The sequence below is a fragment of the Nocardioides zeae genome (assembly GCF_030818655.1).
Lineage (GTDB): Bacteria > Actinomycetota > Actinomycetes > Propionibacteriales > Nocardioidaceae > Nocardioides > Nocardioides zeae_A.
Genome location: NZ_JAUTAN010000001.1, coordinates 2,388,677 through 2,411,678, shown reverse-complemented (window position 1 = coordinate 2,411,678; position 23,002 = coordinate 2,388,677). Strand labels below are relative to the sequence as shown.

Genomic DNA, 23,002 nt, shown 5'->3' with positions numbered 1-23,002 from the left:
AGAACGAACGACATGACCGTCCACACCCGCCGCATCATCATGAACGGCGTCACCGGCCGCATGGGCTACCGGCAGCACCTCCTGCGCTCCATCCTCGCCATCCGCGACGACGGCGGCGTCCTGCTGCCCGACGGCGACCGCATCCAGGTCGAGCCCGTGCTCGTCGGGCGCAGCGCGGAGAAGCTGCAGGCCCTCGCCGCGCAGCACGACGTCGCCGACTGGACCACCGACCTCGACGAGGCGCTGGCCGACGACACGGCTACCATCTACTTCGACGCCCAGGTCACCGTCGAGCGGAAGAAGGCCATCCTCAAGGCGTTGTCCGCCGGCAAGCACGTCTACACCGAGAAGCCGCTTGCGGAGAGCGTCGACGAGGGCCTCGAGATCGCCGAGGCCGGGGCCGCCGCCGGCACCGTCAACGGCGTCGTGCACGACAAGATCTTCCTGCCGGGCTTCGTCAAGCTGAAGCGGCTCATCGACGGCGGGTTCTTCGGCCGGGTCCTCTCGGTCCGCGGCGAGTTCGGCTACTGGGTGTTCGAGGGCGACTGGCAGCCCGCCCAGCGACCCAGCTGGAACTACCGTGCCCAGGACGGCGGCGGGATGGTGCTCGACATGTTCTGCCACTGGAACTACGTCTTCGAGCACCTCTTCGGTCGCGTCGACGCGGTGATGGCCAAGGCCGTCACCCACATCCCCGAGCGCTGGGACGAGCAGGGCCGCCGCTACGACGCCACGGCGGACGACGCGGCGTACGGGCTCTTCGAGATCGGCGACACGATCGTGTCGATGAACTCGTCGTGGGCGACGCGCGTCGAGCGCAAGGAGCTCGTCGAGCTCCACGTCGACGGCACGCACGGGTCCGCGGTCGCCGGTCTCTTCGGCTGCCGCATCCAGCCGCGCGAGCGCACCCCCAAGCCGGTCTGGAACCCCGACCTGCCCACCGACCTCGACTTCCGCGCGCAGTGGGACGAGGTGCCCGACAACCAGCAGTTCTCCAACGGCTTCCGCGCGCAGTGGGAGGCCTACCTCGCGGACGTGCACCACGGCCGGCCCCACCCCTGGGACTTCATGTCGGCCGTGCGGGGGCTCGAGCTGGTCGACGCCGGCCTGACCTCGTCGGCCGAAGGTCGGCGCGTGGTCCTCGAGACGAGGACGTCGTGAGCACGACGGCGGTGGCGACGGCGGAGCGGACGGTCGGATCCGGGGGACCCCGCGTCCTCCTCCCGCGCCGGGACGGCTCGCTCACCCCGCTGACCCTCGGTGCGCCGGGGGAGTGGGCCGACCACCCGGGGACGTACGCGTCGCGCGCGGTGTTCGCCGCCGCCCACGTCGCGGCCGACCCGTTCGGGGACAACACCCCGGGGGCGCCCGCGGCGATCGACTGGGACGCCACGCTCGCCTTCCGCCACGAGCTGTTCCGCTACGGCTTCGGCGTCGCCGAGGCCATGGACACCGCGCAGCGCGGCATGGGCCTCGACTGGGCGGGCACGCAGGAGCTGGTACGACGGTCCGCCGAGCAGGCGCGCAGCGTCGGGGCACGGATCGCCTCGGGCGCCGGCACCGACCACCGCGACGACCTCGCGACGCTCGACGACGTGCTCGCGGCGTACCTGGAGCAGGTCGCCTTCGTCGAGGGCTGCGGCTCGCAGGTGATCGTCATGGCGTCGCGGCGGCTGGCCGCCGTCGCGCGGGACGCGGACGACTACGCGCAGGTCTACGGCGCCGTGCTCGGCCAGGTCGCGGAGCCCGTCGTGCTGCACTGGCTGGGCGAGGCCTTCGACCCCCGGTTGCGGGGCTACTGGGGGAGCACCGACGTCGCCGAGGCGACGGCGACCTTCCTCGCGCTGGTCCACGAGCACGCGGACCGGATCGACGGCGTGAAGGTCTCGCTCCTCTCGGCCGAGCACGAGCGCGGCCTGCGGGCGGCGCTGCCCGCGGGGGTGCGGCTCTACACGGGGGACGACTTCAACTACCCCGAGCTCATCCGCGGGGACGGCACCCACCACTCCGACGCTCTGCTCGGCGCGTTCGCCGCCGTCGCGCCGGCGGCGTCGGCGGCCCTGGCGGCGCTCGACGCCGGCGATACGGCGGGGTACGACGCGGCCATGGCCCCGACCCTGCCGTTGTCGCGCCACCTGTTCGAGGCGCCGACGTTCCACTACAAGACGGGCATCGCCTTCCTGGCCTGGCTCAACGGCCACCAGCGGGGGTCCACGATGGTCGGCGGGCTGCACGCCGGCCGGGACGCCGTCCACCTCGGCCGCGTCGTCGAGCTCGCCGACGCGGCGGGCCTGCTGCGCGACCCGGACCTCGCCGCCGCGCGGTGGGGTGCCTACCTGCGCACGGTCGGGGTCGACGCGTGAGCGCCCCCGCCGCCGAGCGGGTCGTCGTCGACCAGCCGAGCGGAGCCCCGGCGCGCGTGCCGACGCCCGAGCCCGGAGACCCGCGGCTGGCGCGCCTCTCGCTCAACCAGCGCACGACGGCGGAGTGGTCCCTCGAGGAGGCCGTCGACGGCTGCGTCGCCGCCGGTCTCCCGGCCCTGGGCGTCTGGCGGGAGCCGGTCGCCGAGGTCGGCCTGGAGACCGCGGTGCGCCTCGTGCGCGACGCCGGGCTGCGCGTGTCGTCGCTGTGCCGCGGCGGCTTCTTCACCGGCCCCGCGGCGAGGGCGCGCGAGGCGCACGACGAGAACCTCCGTGCGCTCGACGAGGCGGCGGCGCTGGGGGCGCCGGTGCTGGTGCTGGTGCCCGGCGGGCTGCCCCCCGGCGACCGGGACCTGCCCGGTGCGCGTGCCCGGGCCGCCGAGGCCGTCGCGGCCCTCGTGCCGGAGGCGCTCGCCCGCGGCGTACGGCTCGGGATCGAGCCCATGCACCCCATCTACGCCGCCGACCGCGGCGTCGTCTCGACGCTCGCGCAGGCGCTCGACCTCGCCGAGCAGCACCCGGCGGAGGCCGTGGGGGTCGTCGTCGACACCTTCCACCTGTGGTGGGAGCCCGACGTGCTCGCGCAGGTGGCCCGGGCGGGGGAGCGCATCGCCTCCTACCAGGTCGCGGACTGGATCACGCCGCTCCCGCCCGACGCCCTGCTGTCGCGGGGCATGCCCGGTGACGGGCACGTCGACCTCGGCGCCTTCACGGCCGCCGTGGCTGCCGCGGGCTACACGGGCGACGTCGAGGTCGAGGTCTTCAACGCCGACGTCTGGGCCGCCCCGGGCGCCGAGGTCGTCGCCACGCTGGCGCGACGGCACGTGGAGCTGGTCGCCCCGCACCTGTAGCGCGCTGCTCCTTACGCCGGGCCGCCGCGGCCCGGCGGTCTCTCGGGAAGGAACCGCATGAACGGCACCCCCGCCCCGGCGTCCGTACGCCGCCGCACCGCCCTCCTCGCCCCCGCCGTCGCCCTCGGGCTCGCGGGGGCGGGAGCCACCACGTCCCCCGCCGTCGCCTCCGCGCCGGCGGCGGGGGGCCGCTCCACCGCCGTCGTGGTGCCCCGCGCCCGGGCCGCCGACTGGTCCCCGGTCACCCCCGCCAAGTGGGCCTTCACCGGACGGGACGTCGTGCTCGTCGAGCGGGGCGACCCGCCGGTCGGCCCCCGGCGTCCGTTCGAGTACGCCACCGTGGCGCGTGGCCCGGCGCTCGCCTCGTTCCACCTGACGGCCGAGGTCCGCATCGACGAGCCGGTCGCGCGCACCGACCGCGACGTGGTGCTCGTCTGGAACCACACCTCGCCGACACGGTTCCACTACGCGCACCTATCGCAGGACAACACGATCTACCCGCACAACGGGATCTTCCGCGTGGACGACGCCGACCGCGTGCGCATCGACGACCAGTGGGACGGGACGGTCGGCGCTCCGCCGGCCATCGACGACACCGACTGGCACCGCGTGCTGCTCAGCGTCGACGTGCGCAGCGGACGGATCGCCGTCCGCCTCGACGGCGCCCGGGAGCCGCTGCTCACCGCCACGGACCGCACCTTCACGGGCGGCCGGGTCGGCTTCGGCTCCTTCGACAACCACGGCCGCGTGCGCGGCCTCCTCGCGCTCGGCACCGTCGCCGCCTGAGCGGCACGGTCCCGACGCCCCGAAGCACGCCGCCCCCGCCCGCAGCAGCGGGCGAGGGCGGCGAGGCTGCCGGCGGCCACCGGCAGCGGTCTCATCAACCAGCCCCCACGGTAACGCGGGGAGACGAAGGAGCACCCTGAGATGAGAAGCACCCGACGGTGGGCCGCGGTCGCGGCCACCGCCCTCGTCGTGGGCCTGATCGGGCCCGCGACCGGCGCCGGGGCGGACCCCGACGACCGCATCGCCGATCCCGTGCCCGAGGACCCCGCGCCGTCGTCGCTGGGCCTCGTGCTCGAGGAGCACCACCAGTTCCCCGCGACGGAGGCCGTGCCCCCGGCGACGGACTACCGCCTGCAGCGGCACGCCCGCATCAACCACATCGGCGACGTGCCCGACGGCTCCGGCCGCCAGTTCGTCCCCGACCTCAACGGGCCGCTCTACCTGCTGGAGGACGGGGAGGAGCACGTCTACCTCGACGTCCGCGCCCAGTTCCCCGACTTCTACTCGGGTCGGGGGATGGGCAGCGGTTTCGGCTTCGTGGCCTACCACCCCGACTACGCCGACAACGGGCTCTTCTACACGGTCCACACCGAGCAGTTCGGTGCCATCGGCACCAAGCCGTTGACCTACCCGGGCCAGAGCCGCGAGTTCTCCCACTCGGTCGTCACCGAGTGGACGGCCGAGGACCCGGCGGCCGCCACGTTCAGCGGCACGCGCCGGGAGGTCATGCGCCTGGGCTTCTACTCCCAGATCCACGCCATCCAGCAGATCGACTTCAACCCGACGGCCGGGCCCGGGTCGCCGGACCGCGGCCTGCTCTACCTGGCGGTGGGCGACGGCGGCGAGGGCCTGGGCACGGGCGTGCCCCAGGACCCCGCGACGCCCTACGGCAAGATCCTGCGGATCGACCCGGCCGGCACGGACGGGCCCAATGGGCAGTACGGCATCCCCGACGACAACCCGTACGTCGGGGACACGGGCTGGATCGGCGAGATCTATGCCCTCGGGCTGCGCGACCCGCACCGCTTCTCGTGGGACGCGCGGGCACCGCACCGGATGTACGTCGGGCACATCGGCCAGCGGGCCGTCGAGGCCGTCTACGAGGTGCGCCCGGGCGACAACTTCGGCTGGAGCGAGCGCGAGGGCCGGTTCCGCTTCGACGCGACCGACGAGTGCGCGCTCTACCCGCTGCCCGAGGACGACGACGAGCACGGCTACGTGTACCCGGTGGTCTCGTACGACCACGACCCGCCGGCGGGCTGGCCGTGCGCCGCCGACTCCGGCCACGCGCTGGGCGGTGGCTACGTCTACCGCGGCAGCCGCCTGCCGCTGCTGCGGGGCAAGTACGTCTTCGGCGACATCGTCGACGGCCGGGTCTACTGGGCCGAGGCCGCCCAGATGCGGCAGGAGACGGGACGCGACGCGCGGCTGCACGAGATGCAGGTCTTCGACACGGCGGGCAACCGCCTGCGGATGACCGACCTCGCCGGTGACACCCGCGTGGACCTGCGGTTCGGCACCGACGCCGCTGGTGAGCTCTACCTGCTGGCGAAGGCCAACGGGAAGATCTGGAAGGTGGTCGGGACCAAGGTGGTGCCGCGGATCGACCCGGTCTCGCCCGGCATCGCCGACGCGGTGGTGGCCCGCTACGACGCCGAGCACCCGCTCGCGGTCGACGGCACGCGCGAGGAGGACGCCGGTGCCTCCGGCACGCTCCTGCAGCTGGTGGGCGGCGGCAAGCAGCAGCGCGTGCGCGACCTGGCCTTCCCGGGCAGCACGGCGGCGCTGCGCACCGGGCAGCGGGGTGGCCCGGCGGACGAGGACTGGCGCGCCGGCGTCTGGAACCCCGACGGCGTGGAGAGCCTCGGTCGCTTCGCCGGCGCCGAGGAGATCACGGTCATGGGCTGGTTCAAGATGAGCGGCGACACCTACCCGCTGCCCAACACGAGCACGGCGGCGCCCGACGACCGCTACAACGCCGTGGGCCTCGCCGGGCTGCTCAGCGGGACGTCCGACGGCCACGGGGTGCGCGCGCTGCTCGAGCTCATCGACGTGGGCGGCGAGCTGAAGCTGGTCGCCCTCGGTCGCCGGCTCGACGACGGCGCGTCGCAGACCCTGGCGGCGGACGCCGACTGGCGCAGCCTGCTGCCGGCGGACGAGTGGGTGCACCTCGCGGCCACGTTCGACTACACCACCGGGCAGATGCGCCTGTTCCGCAACGGTCGGCCGCTCGCCGCGACGTACACGTCGACCGGCGACCCCTGGCAGGTGGACGGCACGGGCACCAGCGACACCCTCCCGCGGGGGATCAAGATCGGCGGCTCCTACCCCCAGGGCGGCCGGGAGCAGAACCCCTGCAACTGCACGATGGACGAGCTGGTGTTCCTCGACGAGGCGCTCTCGCCGGGGCAGGTGATGGCCCAGTTCGTGCGCTACCGCATCGCGCGCTGACGCGGTGACGACGTCGCTCCCGACCCCCTGTCGAGGGGCCAGGAGCGACGCCGTAAGGTTGCTCCGCAGCCACGGAGGACGCGGGTTCCGGCCCGATTTCTCGTGCGTGTCGAGGATGTGTATGCTTCCTCGTCGCTTGCCCCTTTAGCTCAGTCGGCAGAGCGTCTCCATGGTAAGGAGAAGGTCTACGGTTCGATTCCGTAAAGGGGCTCTGGGAAACGGGCCCGGCACCGGTCGCGAGACCGGGGTCGGGCCCGCTCCCGGAATGGCGGGGTAGCTCAGACGGTTAGAGCGCACGACTCATAATCGTGAGGTCGCGGGTTCGATACCCGCCCCCGCTACCAGCACGACTCGCAGCATCCAACGACAAGGAATCACCGTGGCCAGCAAGAGCTCTGACGTTCGCCCGAAGATCACGCTCGCCTGCGTGGACTGCAAGGAGCGCAACTACATCACCAAGAAGAACCGCCGCAACGACCCCGACCGCATGGAGCTGGCGAAGTTCTGCCCGCGCTGCCGGACGCACACGGCGCACCGCGAGACCCGCTGACGCGGACCGCACCCAGCACGGCCGAACGGCCCACCCGAGCGTATCGGGTGGGCCGTTCGTCATGCGGTGGGGTCGTGCGCCCGAGCGGATCCCGTCCACCCGGCCGACCCCGGCCGACGCACCGGTAACCGCTAGCGTTCTTTTCATGAGCCTCGACAGCACGTTGGTGGGACGGACGTTCCCCGCGACGGCGCCCTACCGGGTGAGCCACGAGAAGGTGACCGAGTTCGCGCGGGCCACGGGCACGCCGTACGCCGCGGACGGCCCCGTGCCGGCGACCTTCCCGATCGTGCTCGCGTTCGCCGCGATGAACGACTTCCTCGACACCGTCGGCGTCGACCTCAGCCGCATCGTGCACGGCGAGCAGAAGTTCGCCTACGAGCGCCCGATCCGCACCGGGGACGTGCTGACGACCGCGCTGACCGTCGCCTCCCTGCGCCAGATCGGCGGCAACGACATCATCGGCACCCGCAGCGACGTCACCGACGCCGACGGCTCCCTCGTCTGCTCGACGAGCGCCGTCCTCGTCCACCGAGGAGGCACCGCGTGAGCATCCCGAGCAGCATCGAGGCGGGCACCGCCCTGGAGACCCGCACCTACCCGGTCACCCGCGCCGACCTGGTGCGCTACGCCGGCGCGAGCGGCGACTTCAACCCCATCCACTGGTCGGACCGCGTGGCCGGCGCCGTCGGGCTGCCCGGCGTCATCGCCCACGGCATGCTGACGCAGGCGCTGGCCGCCCGCGCCGTCGCCGAGTGGACCGCGGACTGGGCCGACGGCGCACCCGCGCAGGTCGTCGAGCTGGGCGCGAAGTTCACCAACCCCGTCGTCGTGCCCGACGACGACACGGGGATCGACCTCGTCGTGGCCGGCACCGTCAAGGCCGTCGACGGCGACCTGGTCACGCTGGCGCTCGAGGTCACGGCGGGCGGCACGAAGGTCCTGGGCAACCCGCGGGCGGTCGTGCGTGCCTGACGACCCCACGGCGACGCCACGGCTCGCCGACCTCACCACGCTGCGGCTGGGCGGCCCGGCGGGCAGGTACGTCGCGGCGACGACCGAGGCGGACCTCGTCGCCGCCGTCGTGCGGGCCGACGCGGCGGCCGAGCCGCTGCTGCTCGTGGCGGGGGGCTCCAACCTCGTCGTCGCCGACGCGGGCTTCCCCGGCACCGTCGTGCACGTCGCCACCACCGGGGTGCGCGCCGACCACGACTCCGACGACCCGACCTGCGGCGGTGTCCTCGTCACGGTCGCCGCCGGCGAGCCCTGGGACCCGTTCGTCGCCCACGCGGTGGAGCGCGGCTGGGTGGGCGTCGAGGCCCTCTCGGGCATCCCGGGCGCCGTCGGGTCGACCCCGATCCAGAACGTCGGTGCCTACGGCCAGGAGGTCGCCGACACGATCGCGACCGTCCGCACCTGGGACCGCGTCGCGGGGGCGCAGCGCACCTTCGCCGCGGCCGACTGCGGCTTCGGCTACCGGCACAGCCGCTTCAAGGCGGAGCCCGACCGGTACGTCGTGCTCGACGTGACCTTCCAGCTCGGGGTCGGGGGTCCCGACGCGCTCGGCGCGCCCGTCCGGTACGCCGAGCTCGCGCGCACCCTCGGCGTCGCGGTGGGGGAGCGGGCGCCGCTGGCGGACGTCCGGGCGGCGGTCCTCGGGCTGCGCGCGGGCAAGGGCATGGTGCTGGACACCGAGGACCACGACACCTGGAGCGCCGGCTCCTTCTTCACCAACCCCGTGCTGGACGCCGCCACCGCGGCGACCCTGCCGCCCGAGGCGCCCCGCTTCCCGCAGCCCGACGGCACCGTCAAGACGAGCGCCGCCTGGCTCATCGACCACGCCGGCTTCGGGAAGGGGTACGCGCTCGCCGAGGACGCCGCGGTGAGCCTCTCGACCAAGCACCCGCTGGCCCTGACGAACCGGGGGGCCGCCACGACCGACGAGCTGCTGACGCTCGCGCGCGCCGTGCGGGACGGGGTGGAGCGCGCCTACGGCGTGCGGCTGGTCAACGAGCCGGTGACCGTCGGCTGCGCGCTCTGAGTCGCGCCACGGGCGGGATCAGGGGGAGGTCGACCCTGCGGTGAGCACCAGCGCAGTGATGAGGCCGGCCAGCGCCAGCACGCCCAGGCCGAGCAGCACGGTGCCGACGATGCCCATGATCTTGCCGGCCCGCGCGGCGGACGCGCCGCCGATGCGGCCCTGCGACGCCTCGATCTCCTTGAGGGCGCCGGAGCCGATCGCCCACGCGAACGGCGAGAGCAGGAACCCGATGCCGGTCGAGAGACCGATGAAGAGGCCCACGGCGCCGAGGATCATCGACGTCATCGCCCGCGGGTGGTCCGGCGGGGGGAGCAGGTGGGCGGGGATGGGCGTCGGCGACGGCTGGTACGGCGCGGGACCGCCCGGGTACGCGCCGTACGGCTGCTGCCCGTAGGGCTGTCCGTAGGGCTGCTGGCCCTGGGACGGGCCGCCCTGCGGGAACGGGGTCTGCGGGTAGCCCTGGGAGTAGGGCTGCTGCTGCGCCGGGGGAGGGCCCCACGATCCCGCACCGGGGGTCGGCTCGGGGTCGGGGTTCTTCTCCAGCGACGGGCGCTGCGGTTCGTCGGTCACGGGATCCAGTCTTCCACGGGGGAGCCGAGCCACGCGTCGACATCGGCGAGACACGTGGCGCGCAGGTGCTCGGGCATCCGGGCGGCGCGGAAGGACATCCGGGCGAGCTCGGCGAGCGTGGCGTCGTCGAGCCCGTGGGCGGCGCGCATGGTCGCGTACTGGCCTGCGAGGCGGGAGCCGAAGAGGAGCGGGTCGTCGGCGCCGAGGGCGACGGTGGCGCCCGCCGCCAGGAGGGTGGGCAGCGGGACCGAGGTGAGGTCGCCGAACACCCCGAGCGAGACGTTGGAGGTCGGGCAGACCTCGAGGGCCACCCCGGCGGCGACGACGCGGTCGAGCACCCGCGGGTCGTCGGCGGAGCGCACGCCGTGGCCGATGCGGTCGGCCCCGAGGTGGTCGAGCACCTGCGTGACGGAGTCCGGTCCCAGCAGCTCCCCGCCGTGGGGGACGAGCGCGAGGTCCGCACGCCGGGCGATCTCGAAGGCGCGGGCGAAGTCGGCGGTGGTGCCGCGCCGCTCGTCGTTGGAGAGCCCGAAGCCGACGACGCCCCGCCCGGCGTACTGGGCCGCCAGGCGCGCCAGGGCCCGCGCGTCGAGGGGGTGCCGGGTGCGGTTCGCGGCGATCACGACGGCCATCCCGAGCCCGGTGGCCGCGGACGCCTCGGCCACGGCGTCGAGCACCAGGTCGGTGAAGGCGGTCATGCCGCCGAAGCGGGCGCCGTAGCCGCTCGGGTCGACCTGGATCTCCAGCCAGCGACCCCCGTCCCGCACGTCGTCCTCGGCGGCCTCGCGCACGAGCCGCCGGACGTCGTCGGGCGTGCGGAGCACCGACCGCGCCACGTCGTAGAGCCGCTGGAAGCGGAACCAGCCCTTCTCGTCGTCGGCCGCGAGCTGCGGCGGCCAGTCGCTGACGAGGGCGTCGGGCAGGCGGATCCCGTCACGGGCCGCCAGCTCGAGCAACGTGCCGTGACGCATCGAGCCCGTGAAGTGGAGGTGCAGGTGTGCCTTCGGCAGCTCGTCCAGGGGGCGCGGTGCGACGTCGGCCATGGGGACACCGTAGTGTCGGGACCTCGGCGTGGCGGCCGGGTGCGGTGCGGAGCATTTGGACGTTGATCCACACCTACCCGTACACTCGTCGGCTGGTGGTCCACCCCGTGGTGGAGCGCGCCCGGGTTCCGGGATCGCTCACGGGACGGAGCGCCGAAGGGCACTAGCTCAACTGGCAGAGCATCGGTCTCCAAAACCGAAGGTTGGGGGTTCAAGTCCCTCGTGCCCTGCGAGACAGACCCCGTGGTGCCGATCCTCGGCACCACGGGCCTCGATCAAGCGACGAAGGGTGGACAGCGTGTCGGACTCCCGCGCGGTGCGGAGCTCGAAGGACGACGACGCTCCCGGTGACGACAAGACCGTCCGCACCGGCCCGCTGACCTTCTACAAGCAGGTCGTCGCCGAGCTCCGCAAGGTGGTCTGGCCGACCCAGTCGCAGCTCGTCACCTACTTCGCCGTCGTGCTCGTCTTCGTGGTCGTGATGATCGCGATCGTGTCGCTGCTCGACCTGGCGTTCGGCAAGCTCGCGTTCGAGGTCTTCACGACCACGAGCGGCGACAGCTGACGGCCTTGCCGCCCGTCCCCCGACCAGCAGTCCAGCAGATGATGGAGCACAACGTGCCGGAGCAGTACGACGCCCTCGACGCCGAGGAGACCTCGGCCGACCTCACGGAGACGGCCGACGACGCCCTCGAGGCGGACGCCGTCGCCGAGGAGGCCGAGGAGTCGTCCGACGCCGAGGCGACCGTCGAGGAGCCCGTCGACGACGAGGCCGCCGGCGAGGAGCCGGCCGACGAGGACCCCCTCGAGCAGTTCCGTCGCGAGCTGTGGGCCAAGCCCGGCGACTGGTACGTCGTGCACACCTACGCGGGCATGGAGAACCGGGTCAAGGCGAACCTGGAGAACCGCGCCGTCTCCCTCAACATGGAGGACTACATCCACGAGATCGTGGTCCCCACCGAGGAGGTCGCGGAGATCAAGAACGGCCAGCGCAAGCTGGTCCGTCGCACGGTCCTCCCCGGCTACGTCCTCGTCCGCATGGACCTCACCGACGAGTCGTGGTCGGCCGTGCGCCACACGCCGTCGGTGACCGGCTTCGTGGGCCACAGCAACTCGCCGGTGCCGCTGAGCCTCTCCGAGGTGGAGAGCATGCTCGCGCCCGCCGTCGAGGCCAAGGCCGTTGCGGACGCCCAGGCCGCCGGTCAGCCCGCGCCGGCCGGCACCACCGCGGCGAAGACCCCGGTCGAGGTCGCCGACTTCGGCGTGGCCGACTCGGTCATGGTCGTGGACGGCCCGTTCGCCACGCTGCACGCGACGATCACGGAGATCAACGCCGAGTCGCAGAGGGTCAAGGCCCTCGTCGAGATCTTCGGCCGGGAGACCCCGGTCGAGCTGAGCTTCAGCCAGATCCAGAAGGTCTGACCCCCGGTCGACCCGCTGGTTCCGGCCCGGAGCCCGCAACACAGGTGGCAGAGCGCGTCCTCGCTGAGGGCGCGCTCGTCATGACCACGAGAACAGAAAGAGGATCCAGGACATGCCTCCGAAGAAGAAGATCGCTGCACTCGTCAAGGTGCAGCTGCAGGCCGGTGCCGCGACGCCGGCCCCGCCGGTCGGTACCGCGCTCGGTCCGCACGGCGTCAACATCATGGAGTTCTGCAAGGCGTACAACGCCCAGACGGAGTCCATGCGCGGCAACGTCGTCCCCGTCGAGATCACGATCTACGAGGACCGGTCGTTCACCTTCATCACGAAGACGCCGCCGGCCGCCGAGCTGATCAAGAAGGCCGCGGGCCTCAAGAAGGGCTCGAGCGTCCCGCACAAGGACAAGGTCGCGCACCTGTCCAAGGACCAGGTCCGCGAGATCGCCACGACCAAGCTGCCCGACCTCAACGCGAACGACATCGACGCCGCGATGAAGATCGTCGAGGGCACGGCTCGCTCGATGGGCATCACGACCGACTGACCACGCCGTCGCGCTGCCCGACGGGCAGCACCCCGGCCCCACCGCACCCGTGGCAGAGCCGCGCTGGCTCACACGACCACACCTGGCAGGAAAGAGATCCAGACATGCAGCGCAGCAAGACCTACCGCGCAGCGACCGAGGCGTTCGACGCCGACGAGCTGCACAGCCCGCTCAAGGCCATCACCGTCGCCAAGTCGGTCAGCAAGAAGAAGTTCGACGAGACCGTCGACGTGGTCATGCGCCTCGGCGTCGACCCCCGCAAGGCCGACCAGATGGTGCGCGGCACCGTCAACCTCCCGCACGGCACCGGCAAGACCGCCCGCGTCCTCGTCTTCGCGAACGCGGACAAGGCCGAGGCCGCCCGTGAGGCCGGCGCCGACCACGTCGGTGGCGACGAGCTGATCGAGAAGGTGAACGGCGGCTGGCTCGACTTCGACGCCGTCGTCGCGACGCCCGACATGATGGGCAAGGTCGGCCGCCTCGGCCGCGTGCTCGGCCCCCGTGGCCTCATGCCGAACCCGAAGACGGGCACGGTGACGCCCGACGTCGCCAAGGCCGTCTCCGACATCAAGGGCGGCAAGATCGAGTTCCGCGTCGACCGCCACTCGAACCTGCACTTCATCATCGGCAAGGCGTCCTTCACCGAGCAGCAGCTCGCGGAGAACTACGCGTCCGCGCTCGAGGAGGTGCTGCGGCTCAAGCCGTCGGCGTCCAAGGGCCGCTACATCAAGAAGGTCACGTTCTCGACGACGATGGGCCCTGGCATCCAGGTCGACCCGAACCGCGTCAAGAACGTCGCGGTGGACGACGAGGCCTGAGCCTCCCACCACCCTGCTGGCACGAGCCGGCACCCGCGCCCCCGGGCGTGGGTGCCGGCTCGTCCGCTTTCTGCGAGAAATCTGTGGAGAAGCACCACCTATAGATGGCAATCTGCGGTACGATCGACCTGTTCGATCTCATCCACATCTCGGGGGTACACAGCATGAACAGGTTGACGCGTCTCGTCCTCATCGTCTGCGCCGCGATCGCCGTCGTCGGGGCGGCGCAGCCGGCGATGGGCGCCTACTGGGGGAGCAAGGACTCCCCGCTGGAGGGTGGCGGCGGTGGCCAGGGCTACGGGAACTTCTACGACAACCGCGGGATCTACGCGGCCAACTCCTCGCACCGCCGGGACAGCAACGGCGGCGGCGGCATCTACGTCGAGACGCAGTTCTACTTCTACTACGACGGCGGTTCGGGCCAGGGCTACCAGGCCGGCGGCCGCGCCCAGACCGAACGCACCGGCTCGCGTGACTGGCAGTACAAGACGGTGACCCGCAACCTGCACCCGAAGGGCACCTCGGCACGCGGCGTCATCCGCGTCTGCGAGGACCGCAACTGGGCTCCCGACGGCTGCTCGGAGAAGTCCACGCGCACCTTCCGGTACTGAGGCCGGGGTGTCGCTGGTCGTCGGCGAGGAGGTCCGGGTCCTCCACCAGGGGCGGCGCGGTGCTCGACGGGGTCTCGCTCTCCGTCGACACCGGCATCACCGGTCTCCTCGGCGTCAACGGCGCAGGCAAGTCGACGCTGCTGCGGGCGCTCGCCGGCGTCGCCCCTCCCCGGGGCGGCGCCGTGCGGATCGGGGGGCACGACCCCTACGGCGCGGACTCCCGCCGCTCGGCGCTGCGCCTGCTGGGCTACGTGCCACAGCAGCTCGAGGCCCCGCCGACCTTCTCGGTCGCGGACCACCTCCTCCACCTCTGCTGGTTGAAGGAGGTCCCCCGACGGGAGCGGGCCGACGCCGTCGGCCGCGCACTGGCCGCCGTCGACCTCACCGACCGCGCGTCGGCCCGGCTGGGCACGCTGTCCGGCGGCATGCGGCAACGTGCCTCCATCGCGCAGGCTCTGCTCACCGACCCGCAGGTGCTCCTCCTGGACGAGCCCACGACCGGCCTCGACCCGCACCAGCGGGCCGAGCTGCGGGCGCTGGTGCAGCGGCTGGGTGCGGACCGCACGGTGCTCCTCGCGACCCACATCGTCGAGGACGTGGAGTACGTCGCGGACCACCTCGTCGTGCTCCACGGAGGCCGCGTGCGCTTCGACGGGCCGACGTCCGAGCTCGCCGCGAGGGTCGAGGCCGGTGACGGTCCCAGTGACGGTCCCAGTGCCGGTCCCGGCGCCGGACCCGGCGGTGGTGCGGTCGGGGGTCGTCTCGAGCGCGCGTTCCTCCGCCTGGTGGTGGGCGGGTGACGGCGGCGCTCCGCAGCTGCGCCGCGGCGCGGCTGCTGCCGCTGCTCCTGCTCGTGGCCGTGGGGGTCGTCCTCTCGCGGGGGACGCCGTGGCTGGGGGAGCCGTCGTGGACGGTGATCCGCATCGCGGGCAGCGTGATCGTCCTGGGTCCCGTGCTGGCCGGGCTCGCCGCCATGGACGCGGCACGCTGGAACGAGGAGCACCTCACCGCCACGTTGCGGTCCCTGCCCCGGTCCGCGGTCGCGCGGTGGCCCGTGGTGCTGGCCAACGCCGTGGTCGGCATCGGCGTGCTGCTCGTCGTGCAGGCCGCGGGATACGTGGCGAACCTGGCCGTGGGGGTGGGGTACGTCGCGTCGCCCGGCTCGGCGCTCCTCCTCGTGCTGGGTGCGTGCGCCGTGCTCCTGGGGTCGGCGGCGGTCGGCGCGCTCGTCGGGCTCCTCTGGGGGTCGGTGCTGGCGGCGCCGCTGGCCGCGGCCGGGCTCTACGGGCTCGCGCTGCTCGCCCTGAGCCTGGACTTCCCTTCCCTGTTCGCGATCATGGGCGGCGCGGGCGGCATGGTCGGGCTGCGCGCGGGCACGACGGCGTTCGTCACCCTGGTGGGCTTCCACGTGCTCCTGACGGCGGCGGTGCTCGCGGCGTACGCACTGCGGGACGGGGTCGTGCGCCGTCGCCCTGCGGCCCTGCTGCTCGCCGCCGCCGCCGGCGGCGCGGTCGCGGTGACGACGTGGACGGTCGTCGCCGACCCCGAGCAGGTGGTGGTGGACGATCGCCCGGTGGCGTGGGTGTGCGCCGGCGACCAGCCCCGGGTGTGCCTCCCGAGGGAGAGCCCGCGTCAGCTCGACTGGCTCGCTGCGGAGATGCACGACCTGGCCGAGCCCCTCGCCGCGGCGGGGGCGACCGTGCCGGGGACCTACCGCCTGGAGGTCCCGGGGCACGACCGCGACCTGGCCGAGGGCAGCTTCGCGCCCCTCGACACCGGTCGCCTCACCCGGCCGGAGGGCGAGCCGGAGGATGTGGCGGCCTACCTGAGCACCCCGGCGCCGTGCGCTGCGTACTCGGACCCGGCGGGTCCGCCACCGGCGGTCGTGCACGAGACCCGCGAGCTCCTGCGGGTCTGGCTCCTCGTGCGCGCCGGGCTGGCCGACCCGGCGGACTTCCGGGAGGCGTGGTTCGGGCCCTGGATCGCGGCGCCCGTGGCGGAGCAGGAGCCGTGGGTCCGCACGACGTACGAGCAGCTGCGCTCCTGCGACCTGGACCGGTTGGCCCCGCCGGTGCTCGCCGAGCGGTGAGGGCGTCCGCGGTCGGTCTGTTCGTCCGGCGCTGGTCGGTGCTGCCGGCGGTCGGGGCGGCCGTCGTCCTGGTGGTGGCGTTGATCGTCTGGGCCGATGCCGTCGTCCCGCTGCCGGTGGCGGACGGGCGCCTGCCCGTGTGGACCTACCTCCCGGCCGCGAGCGCCCTCGCGGCCGGGGGAGTGGTGGCCGCGCCGCTCACCGCCGCGGAGCGGGCGACCCCGCGTGGTGGCCGGCAGGTGCAGCTGCTCCGCGCGCTGGTCGCGGTGCCGGTCGCCCACCTCGGCCTGCTGGGCGCCGCGCTGGTCGTCGACCCGCGCCACGTCGCGCTGGCCACGGCCGGCTTCACCGGCCTCGTGCTGGTGGCGGCCGCCGTGGTCGGGCGGTACTGCTGGCTGCCCGTGCTCCTGGCGGCGGTGGGGTACGCGCTCGTGTTCGCCTCCACCGGGCCGGGCAGGGTGCTCGTCGGCCTCGGTCAGCGCCCGCTGGTGCTCCTCGCGGCGCAGCTCTCGGTCGTCGTCGGGGTGGCGGTCTACGCTCTCCGCGCCGGCCGTCGGTGACGAGCAGGACCGGGTCCGCGCCCGATTTGGTCGTGCGGGGGCCGGCACGTAGTGTGCTCCCCGCAACCAGAGACCGCCGGTTGTCGTGCCGCGCCCGTCAGGGCGGGGGACGACCGAAGGCTCCGCGTCAGCGGACGACCAGCGCAGGAAGCGGAGAGTAGACCGACGTGCAGCGCACGTCATGTCCACGCCCCGGTGCCTGCGCCGGGGCGTTCGTCGTTTCACGGGGCCTCTCGCGGACGGTCTCACGACCGTAGTTCGGAAGGAGACCCATGGCGCGGCCAGAGAAGGCAGCAGCCGTCGCGGAGATCGTTGACTCGTTCAACGATGCCGCCGGTGCTGTGCTGACCGAGTACCGCGGTCTCACCGTGAAGGAGCTGCAGACCCTGCGGCGCTCCCTCGGCGAGAACGCCAACTACGCCGTGGTCAAGAACACGCTGGCCAAGATCGCTGCCCACGAGGTGGGCATCGAGGGCTTCGACGACCTCCTGAACGGCCCCACCGCCATCGCCTTCATCACGGGCGACGTCGTCGAGGCCGCCAAGGGTCTGCGTGACTTTGCCAAGGCGAACCCCGCCCTGATCATCAAGGGCGGTGTCCTGGACGGCAACGCCCTCGACGCTGCCGAGATCGCCAAGCTGGCCGATCTCGAGTCGCGCGAGGTCCTGCTCGCCAAGGTGGCCGGTGCCCTCACCGCCACGATGGCCCAGGCGCTCTACGCGTTCAACGCCCTCCCCTCGCAGACCGCTCGCCTCGCGGGCGCGCTGCAGGAGAAGGCCGCGAACGATCCCTCGATCCTCGCAGGTGGTGCCGGTGAGCCGGCTGCAGCCGCTGCTGAGGAGGTCCCCGCGGCCGAGGCCGACGAGGACACCCCCGCCGAGGCCTGAGCTCCCGCTCAGCACCGACGCAACCACCACCTGAAGAAACCCCGGCCCGCCGGTCGAGCACCACGGGCCAGAGAAGGAAGGACGCCATCATGGCGAAGCTCAGCACCGAGGAGCTCCTCGACGCGTTCAAGGAGCTCACGCTCATCGAGCTCTCCGAGTTCGTGAAGCAGTTCGAGGAGACGTTCGGCGTCACCGCGGCCGCCCCGGTCGCCGTTGCCGCTGCCCCGGGTGCCGGCGGCGGCGCTGCCGACGCTGGTGCGGCCGAGGAGAAGGACGAGTTCGACGTCGTCCTCGAGGCCGCCGGTGACAAGAAGATCAACGTCATCAAGGAGGTGCGCGCCCTGACCTCCCTCGGCCTGAAGGAGGCCAAGGAGCTCGTCGAGGCGGCCCCCAAGGCCGTGCTCGAGGGCGTTGCGAAGGACGCGGCGGAGAAGGCCAAGGAGGCCCTCGAGGGCGCCGGCGCCACCGTCACGCTCAAGTGACCTCTGCTCGGGCGCACGCCTGAGCCGTCGGTTCGCCGACACAGCCGCGAAGGGCGGCCATCCTGCGGGATGGCCGCCCTTCGTGCGTCTCGGGGGTGATCCGCGTAACATCTCCCGACGTCGCTAGTTGACCCACCAGTAGGTCCGGCGGGACGCGAGGGAGAAGTGCACATGGGTGTCGAGATCAAGGTCGACGGGCTGACCAAGTCGTTCGGCAAGCAGGTGATCTGGCGGGACGTGTCGCTGACGGTCCCCGCGGGGGAGATCTGCGTGATGCTGGGTCCCTCGGGCACCGGCAAGTCGGTCTTCCTGAAGGCGCTGATCGGCCTGCTGAAGCCCGACACGGGGTCGATCGTCATCGAGGGCACCGACATCGCCTCGTGCTCCGAGAAGGACCTCTACGAGATCCGCAAGCTCTTCGGCGTGCTGTTCCAGGACGGCGCGATGTTCGGCTCGATGAACCTCTACGACAACGTGGCGTTCCCCCTGCGCGAGCACACGCGCAAGTCGGAGTCCGACATCCGCGACATCGTCATGGAGAAGATGGACCTCGTCGGTCTGGTGGGCGCCGAGGACAAGCTCCCCGGCGAGATCTCGGGCGGCATGCGCAAGCGTGCCGGCCTGGCCCGTGCGCTGGTGCTCGACCCGGAGATCGTGCTCTTCGACGAGCCCGACTCGGGCCTGGATCCGGTGCGCACGGCGTTCCTCAACCAGCTGATCGTGGACCTGAACGCCCAGATCGACGCGACGTTCCTCATCGTCACGCACGACATCAACACCGCTCGCACGGTGCCCGACAACATCGGGCTGCTCTACCACAAGCACCTGGCCATGTTCGGGCCCCGCGAGATGCTGCTGAGCTCGGAGGAGCCGGTGGTGCGCCAGTTCCTCAACGCCCAGCGCGTGGGCCCGATCGGCATGTCGGAGGAGAAGGACGCCAACGAGCTGGCGGCCGAGGCCGGCCAGGAGCTCCCCCCGCTGCCGCCGATCCCGATGCAGCTCGAGCCCTCCAACGGCATCCCGCGCCGCAGCCAGCGTCCGCCGGGGGAGTGGTGCCGCGACCACGGCGTGACCCCGCCCCCCGGATCGTTCCAGGCCGACGCGGCGATCGCGACCCGCTGAACGCCCGGGCGGGCGCGTCGCTTGACGCGTCCGCTTGCGGGAGCGCATAGTCTCGGCACGACGGCGGCTCTCGGACTGCCTGCTTCGCCGTGCTTGCATCCGGTTGACCAGCAGGGTATGTTAGCGCTTTGCGCCTGCCCTCAAATGCCGATCCGCCTGCCCGGTGGCCGATCGTGTGGTCGGCTGGCGCCACCTTCAGCGAACCTTTCGAAGGAATGGTCTTGGCCGCGAGCAACAACGCTGGTAACCCCCGTCGCATCACTTTCGCGAAGATCGACGAGCCGCTGGAAGTCCCCCAGCTCCTCGATCTGCAGACCAAGAGCTTTGAGTGGCTCATCGGTGACGAGGGCTGGGAGGCCCAGGTCCAGGCCCGGCTCGACGCCGGCGAGGACGTCTCCCCCAAGTCGGGTCTCGAGGAGATCTTCGAGGAGATCTCCCCGATCGAGGACTTCTCCGAGACGATGTCGCTCTCGTTCGAGAACCCGGTCTTCGTGGACCCGAAGTACACGGAGGACGAGTGCAAGGAGAAGGACTTCACCTACTCCCGCCCGCTCTACGTCTCCGCGGAGTTCACCAACAACGAGACCGGTGAGATCAAGGGCCAGACGGTCTTCATGGGCGACTTCCCCATGATGACCCGCAAGGGCACCTTCATCATCAACGGCACCGAGCGCGTCGTCGTGAGCCAGCTCGTGCGCTCGCCCGGCGTCTACTTCGAGCGCTCGGCCGACAAGACGTCCGATAAGGACATCTACACCTCGAAGGTCATCCCGTCGCGCGGTGCGTGGCTGGAGTTCGAGATCGACAAGCGCGACCTCGTCGGCGTGCGTCTCGACCGCAAGCGCAAGCAGAACGTCACCGTCCTGCTCAAGGCGCTCGGCATGACGACCGAGGAGATCCGCGAGGAGTTCCGCAACCCGGCGACGGGCGAGACCTACGAGTCGATCGCGCTGACGCTGGAGAAGGACAACACCACCGGCCAGGACGACGCGCTGCTGGACATCTACCGCAAGCTGCGACCGGGCGAGCCGCCGACGCGCGAGGCCGCGCAGACGCTGCTGAACAACTACTACTTCAACCCCAAGCGCTACGACCTCGCCAAGGTCGGCCGCTACAAGATCAACAAGAAGCTGGGCGCCGGCCAGGCCTTCGACCAGCAGACGCTGACGATCCAGGACGTCGTGGCGACGGTCCGCTACCTCGTGCAGCTGCACGACGCGGGCATCGTGCACGAGGCGCCGGACTTCACCGACGCGTCGGGCTCCGTGGTGATGGGTCCGGACGACAAGCCCGTCAAGGTCGCGGCCGACGACATCGACCACTTCGGCAACCGCCGCATGCGCGCGGTCGGCGAGCTGATCCAGAACCAGCTCCGCACCGGCCTCGCCCGCATGGAGCGAGTCGTGCGCGAGCGCATGACGACGCAGGACGTCGAGGCGATCACGCCGCAGTCGCTCATCAACATCCGGCCGGTCGTGGCGGCGCTGAAGGAGTTCTTCGGCACCTCGCAGCTCAGCCAGTTCATGGACCAGACCAACCCGATCGCGGGCCTGACGCACAAGCGTCGCCTCTCCGCGCTCGGCCCGGGTGGTCTCTCGCGTGACCGCGCGGGCATGGAGGTCCGCGACGTCCACCACAGCCACTACGGCCGCATGTGCCCCATCGAGACCCCGGAGGGCCCGAACATCGGCCTGATCGGCTCGCTGGCGTCGTTCGGCCGGATCAACCCGTTCGGCTTCGTCGAGACGCCGTACCGCAAGGTCGTCGAGGGTCAGGTCACCGACCAGATCGACTTCCTCACGGCCGACGACGAGGACCGGTACGTCATCGCGCAGGCCAACGCGCGCCTGACGGAGGACCTGCACTTCGCCGAGGAGCGGGTGCTCGTCCGCCAGAAGGACGGCGAGGTCGGCGAGATCCCGGCCGACGAGGTCGACTACATGGACGTCTCGCCGCGCCAGATGGTGTCGGTCGCGACCGCGCTCATCCCGTTCCTCGAGCACGACGACGCCAACCGCGCCCTCATGGGTGCGAACATGCAGCGCCAGGCCGTGCCGCTCATCCGCAGCGACTCGCCGTTCGTCGGCACCGGCATGGAGCTCCGTGCCGCCGTCGACGCCGGTGACGTGGTGCTCTCCGAGGCCGCGGGCGTCGTCAAGGACGTGTCGGCCGACGCGATCGAGACGATGAACGACGACGGCACGTACTCGACGTACCGCCTGGCGAAGTTCAAGCGCTCGAACCAGGGCACGTGCATCAACCAGCGCCCGCTGGTCAACGAGGGCGACCGCCTCGAGGTCGGCACGCCGATCGCCGACGGCCCCTGCACGGACGACGCCGAGATGGCGCTGGGTGCGAACCTGCTCGTGGCGTTCATGCCGTGGCAGGGTCACAACTACGAGGACGCCATCATCCTCAGCCAGCGCCTCGTCCAGGAGGACATGCTCACCTCGATCCACATCGAGGAGCACGAGGTCGACGCGCGCGACACGAAGCTCGGCCCCGAGGACATCACGCGGGACATCCCGAACGTGTCCGAGGAGATGCTGGCCGACCTCGACGACCGGGGCATCATCCGGATCGGCGCCGAGGTCACGACCGGTGACATCCTCGTCGGCAAGGTGACGCCCAAGGGCGAGACCGAGCTGACCCCCGAGGAGCGGCTGCTCCGCGCGATCTTCGGCGAGAAGGCGCGCGAGGTGCGCGACACCTCGATGAAGGTGCCGCACGGTGAGTCCGGCACGGTCATCGGCGTCCGCGTCTTCGACCGCGAGGAGGGCGACGAGCTGCCGCCCGGCGTCAACCAGCTCGTGCGGGTCTACGTCGCGCAGAAGCGCAAGATCTCCGTGGGTGACAAGCTCGCCGGCCGTCACGGCAACAAGGGCGTCATCGCGAAGATCCTGCCGATCGAGGACATGCCGTTCATGGAGGACGGCACGCCGGTCGACGTCGTGCTCAACCCGCTGGGTGTGCCGCGACGCATGAACATCGGCCAGATCCTCGAGCTGCACCTCGGTTGGCTCGCGAAGCAGGGCTGGGACCTCAACCTCTCCGGCGACCCCGAGTCGGCGGACTGGAAGCAGCGCCTCATCGCGATCGGCGCCGACAAGGCGGACCCGAACTCGAAGGTCGCGACGCCCGTGTTCGACGGTGCGCGCGAGGACGAGATCATCGGCCTGCTCGACTCGACGACGCTCAACCGCGACGGCGACCGCCTCATCGACCACACGGGCAAGGCGCGCCTGCTCGACGGTCGCTCGGGCGAGCCGTTCCCGGAGCCGGTGTCCGTGGGCTACATGTACATCCTGAAGCTGCACCACCTCGTGGACGACAAGATCCACGCGCGCAGCACGGGCCCGTACTCGATGATCACGCAGCAGCCGCTGGGTGGTAAGGCCCAGTTCGGTGGCCAGCGGTTCGGCGAGATGGAGGTCTGGGCGATGGAGGCGTACGGCGCTGCCTACGCCCTCCAGGAGCTCCTCACCATCAAGTCGGACGACGTGCCGGGTCGCGTGAAGGTCTACGAGGCGATCGTCAAGGGCGAGAACATCCCCGACTCGGGCATCCCCGAGTCGTTCAAGGTGCTCGTCAAGGAGATGCAGTCGCTCTGCCTGAACGTCGAGGTCCTCAGCCAGGACGGCTCGATGATCGAGCTCCGTGACGCGGAGGAGGACGTGTTCCGCGCCGCCGAGGAGCTGGGCATCGACCTGTCGCGGCGCGAGCCCAGCTCGGTCGAAGAAGTCTGAGGGTGACGGTCG

Annotated in this window: 23 protein-coding genes and 3 tRNA genes; 24 read left to right on the top strand and 2 right to left on the bottom strand. The window is 72.0% G+C overall.

All coding sequences use genetic code 11. From position 1 onward, the window contains the following. The first annotated feature begins 12 nt into the window (after window positions 1–12). The 11 genes from QE405_RS11520 to QE405_RS11470 all read left to right on the top strand — a co-directional run bounded on the left by QE405_RS11520 (window position 13) and on the right by QE405_RS11470 (window position 9,099). Window positions 13–1,161 carry a Gfo/Idh/MocA family protein gene (locus QE405_RS11520; RefSeq protein ID WP_307200819.1) on the top strand — a complete coding sequence of 383 codons (1,149 nt, stop codon included), beginning with the start codon at window positions 13–15 and terminating at the stop codon, window positions 1,159–1,161. Continuing rightward, on the top strand, window positions 1,158–2,363 hold the full coding sequence (locus QE405_RS11515) for a dihydrodipicolinate synthase family protein (RefSeq protein WP_307200817.1): 1,206 nt from the start codon (window positions 1,158–1,160) through the stop codon (window positions 2,361–2,363). The genes QE405_RS11520 and QE405_RS11515 overlap by 4 nt, the downstream gene beginning before the upstream one ends. Further along, window positions 2,360–3,271, top strand: coding sequence for a sugar phosphate isomerase/epimerase family protein (locus QE405_RS11510; protein ID WP_307200815.1), 912 nt, complete (start codon window positions 2,360–2,362; stop codon window positions 3,269–3,271). Before QE405_RS11515 ends, QE405_RS11510 begins: the two co-directional genes overlap by 4 nt. 57 nt (window positions 3,272–3,328) lie before the next feature. Further along, window positions 3,329–4,057, top strand: coding sequence for a hypothetical protein (locus tag QE405_RS11505; RefSeq protein ID WP_307200814.1), 729 nt, complete (start codon window positions 3,329–3,331; stop codon window positions 4,055–4,057). 141 nt (window positions 4,058–4,198) lie between these two features. Next, a complete protein-coding gene (locus QE405_RS11500) occupies window positions 4,199–6,508 on the top strand; it encodes a PQQ-dependent sugar dehydrogenase (RefSeq protein WP_307200812.1) in 2,310 nt (769 codons plus the stop codon). 138 nt (window positions 6,509–6,646) lie between these two features. Continuing rightward, window positions 6,647–6,719: transfer RNA gene (locus tag QE405_RS11495), tRNA-Thr, on the top strand. Between the two features lie 56 nt (window positions 6,720–6,775). Beyond that, a tRNA-Met gene (locus tag QE405_RS11490) sits at window positions 6,776–6,852 on the top strand. 35 nt (window positions 6,853–6,887) lie between these two features. Further along, the gene (gene rpmG / locus QE405_RS11485) at window positions 6,888–7,058 is read left to right on the top strand and encodes a 50S ribosomal protein L33 (RefSeq protein ID WP_163773774.1); all 171 of its coding nucleotides are present in this window, start codon (window positions 6,888–6,890) and stop codon (window positions 7,056–7,058) included. A 145-nt stretch (window positions 7,059–7,203) separates the two neighbouring features. Continuing rightward, window positions 7,204–7,608 (top strand): FAS1-like dehydratase domain-containing protein, encoded by a 405-nt coding sequence (locus QE405_RS11480; RefSeq protein WP_307200810.1) that lies wholly within the window; start codon window positions 7,204–7,206, stop codon window positions 7,606–7,608. 2 nt (window positions 7,609–7,610) lie between these two features. Beyond that, window positions 7,611–8,033, top strand: a complete 423-nt coding sequence (locus QE405_RS11475; protein WP_444939697.1) for a MaoC/PaaZ C-terminal domain-containing protein — start codon at window positions 7,611–7,613, stop codon at window positions 8,031–8,033. After that, entirely contained in the window at window positions 8,026–9,099 is a 1,074-nt protein-coding gene (locus QE405_RS11470) for a UDP-N-acetylmuramate dehydrogenase (RefSeq protein ID WP_307200806.1), read from the top strand. Before QE405_RS11475 ends, QE405_RS11470 begins: the two co-directional genes overlap by 8 nt. Before the next feature lie 18 nt (window positions 9,100–9,117). On the opposite strand, the gene QE405_RS11465 is transcribed toward QE405_RS11470, so the two are convergent. Together QE405_RS11465 and QE405_RS11460 are read right to left on the bottom strand one after the other, a co-directional pair. Continuing rightward, window positions 9,118–9,669: a DUF4190 domain-containing protein gene (locus tag QE405_RS11465; RefSeq protein ID WP_307200804.1), complete on the bottom strand. Its 552-nt coding sequence runs from the start codon at window positions 9,667–9,669 to the stop codon at window positions 9,118–9,120. Then, entirely contained in the window at window positions 9,666–10,712 is a 1,047-nt protein-coding gene (locus QE405_RS11460; protein WP_307200802.1) for an adenosine deaminase, read from the bottom strand. Before QE405_RS11460 ends, QE405_RS11465 begins: the two co-directional genes overlap by 4 nt. Before the next feature lie 157 nt (window positions 10,713–10,869). On the opposite strand from QE405_RS11460, the gene QE405_RS11455 reads away from it, so the two are divergent. The 13 genes from QE405_RS11455 to rpoB all read left to right on the top strand — a co-directional run bounded on the left by QE405_RS11455 (window position 10,870) and on the right by rpoB (window position 22,990). Next, window positions 10,870–10,942: transfer RNA gene (locus QE405_RS11455), tRNA-Trp, on the top strand. Window positions 10,943–11,010: 68 nt separating this feature from the next. Beyond that, the gene (gene secE / locus QE405_RS11450) at window positions 11,011–11,277 is read left to right on the top strand and encodes a preprotein translocase subunit SecE (RefSeq protein WP_307200800.1); all 267 of its coding nucleotides are present in this window, start codon (window positions 11,011–11,013) and stop codon (window positions 11,275–11,277) included. A gap of 41 nt (window positions 11,278–11,318) precedes the next feature. Continuing rightward, window positions 11,319–12,134, top strand: coding sequence for a transcription termination/antitermination protein NusG (gene nusG, locus QE405_RS11445; RefSeq protein WP_307205788.1), 816 nt, complete (start codon window positions 11,319–11,321; stop codon window positions 12,132–12,134). Between the two features lie 112 nt (window positions 12,135–12,246). After that, complete coding sequence (gene rplK, locus QE405_RS11440; protein ID WP_307200798.1) at window positions 12,247–12,675, top strand: 50S ribosomal protein L11; 429 nt, start codon at window positions 12,247–12,249, stop codon at window positions 12,673–12,675. 104 nt (window positions 12,676–12,779) lie between these two features. Continuing rightward, entirely contained in the window at window positions 12,780–13,493 is a 714-nt protein-coding gene (gene rplA, locus QE405_RS11435) for a 50S ribosomal protein L1 (protein ID WP_307200796.1), read from the top strand. Between the two features lie 173 nt (window positions 13,494–13,666). Next, a complete protein-coding gene (locus tag QE405_RS11430; protein WP_307200794.1) occupies window positions 13,667–14,104 on the top strand; it encodes a hypothetical protein in 438 nt (145 codons plus the stop codon). Window positions 14,105–14,163: 59 nt separating this feature from the next. Then, on the top strand, window positions 14,164–14,904 hold the full coding sequence (locus tag QE405_RS11425; RefSeq protein WP_307200792.1) for an ABC transporter ATP-binding protein: 741 nt from the start codon (window positions 14,164–14,166) through the stop codon (window positions 14,902–14,904). Then, complete coding sequence (locus QE405_RS11420) at window positions 14,901–16,193, top strand: hypothetical protein (protein ID WP_307200790.1); 1,293 nt, start codon at window positions 14,901–14,903, stop codon at window positions 16,191–16,193. The genes QE405_RS11425 and QE405_RS11420 overlap by 4 nt, the downstream gene beginning before the upstream one ends. Further along, window positions 16,190–16,753 (top strand): hypothetical protein, encoded by a 564-nt coding sequence (locus QE405_RS11415; protein ID WP_307200788.1) that lies wholly within the window; start codon window positions 16,190–16,192, stop codon window positions 16,751–16,753. Before QE405_RS11420 ends, QE405_RS11415 begins: the two co-directional genes overlap by 4 nt. 272 nt (window positions 16,754–17,025) lie before the next feature. Continuing rightward, window positions 17,026–17,640 (top strand): 50S ribosomal protein L10, encoded by a 615-nt coding sequence (gene rplJ, locus QE405_RS11410; RefSeq protein ID WP_307200786.1) that lies wholly within the window; start codon window positions 17,026–17,028, stop codon window positions 17,638–17,640. A gap of 89 nt (window positions 17,641–17,729) precedes the next feature. After that, window positions 17,730–18,122: a 50S ribosomal protein L7/L12 gene (gene rplL / locus QE405_RS11405; RefSeq protein ID WP_307200784.1), complete on the top strand. Its 393-nt coding sequence runs from the start codon at window positions 17,730–17,732 to the stop codon at window positions 18,120–18,122. 171 nt (window positions 18,123–18,293) lie between these two features. Then, entirely contained in the window at window positions 18,294–19,244 is a 951-nt protein-coding gene (locus QE405_RS11400; protein WP_307200782.1) for an ABC transporter ATP-binding protein, read from the top strand. A gap of 221 nt (window positions 19,245–19,465) precedes the next feature. Further along, window positions 19,466–22,990, top strand: a complete 3,525-nt coding sequence (gene rpoB, locus QE405_RS11395) for a DNA-directed RNA polymerase subunit beta (RefSeq protein ID WP_307200780.1) — start codon at window positions 19,466–19,468, stop codon at window positions 22,988–22,990. Window positions 22,991–23,002: the final 12 nt, after the last annotated feature.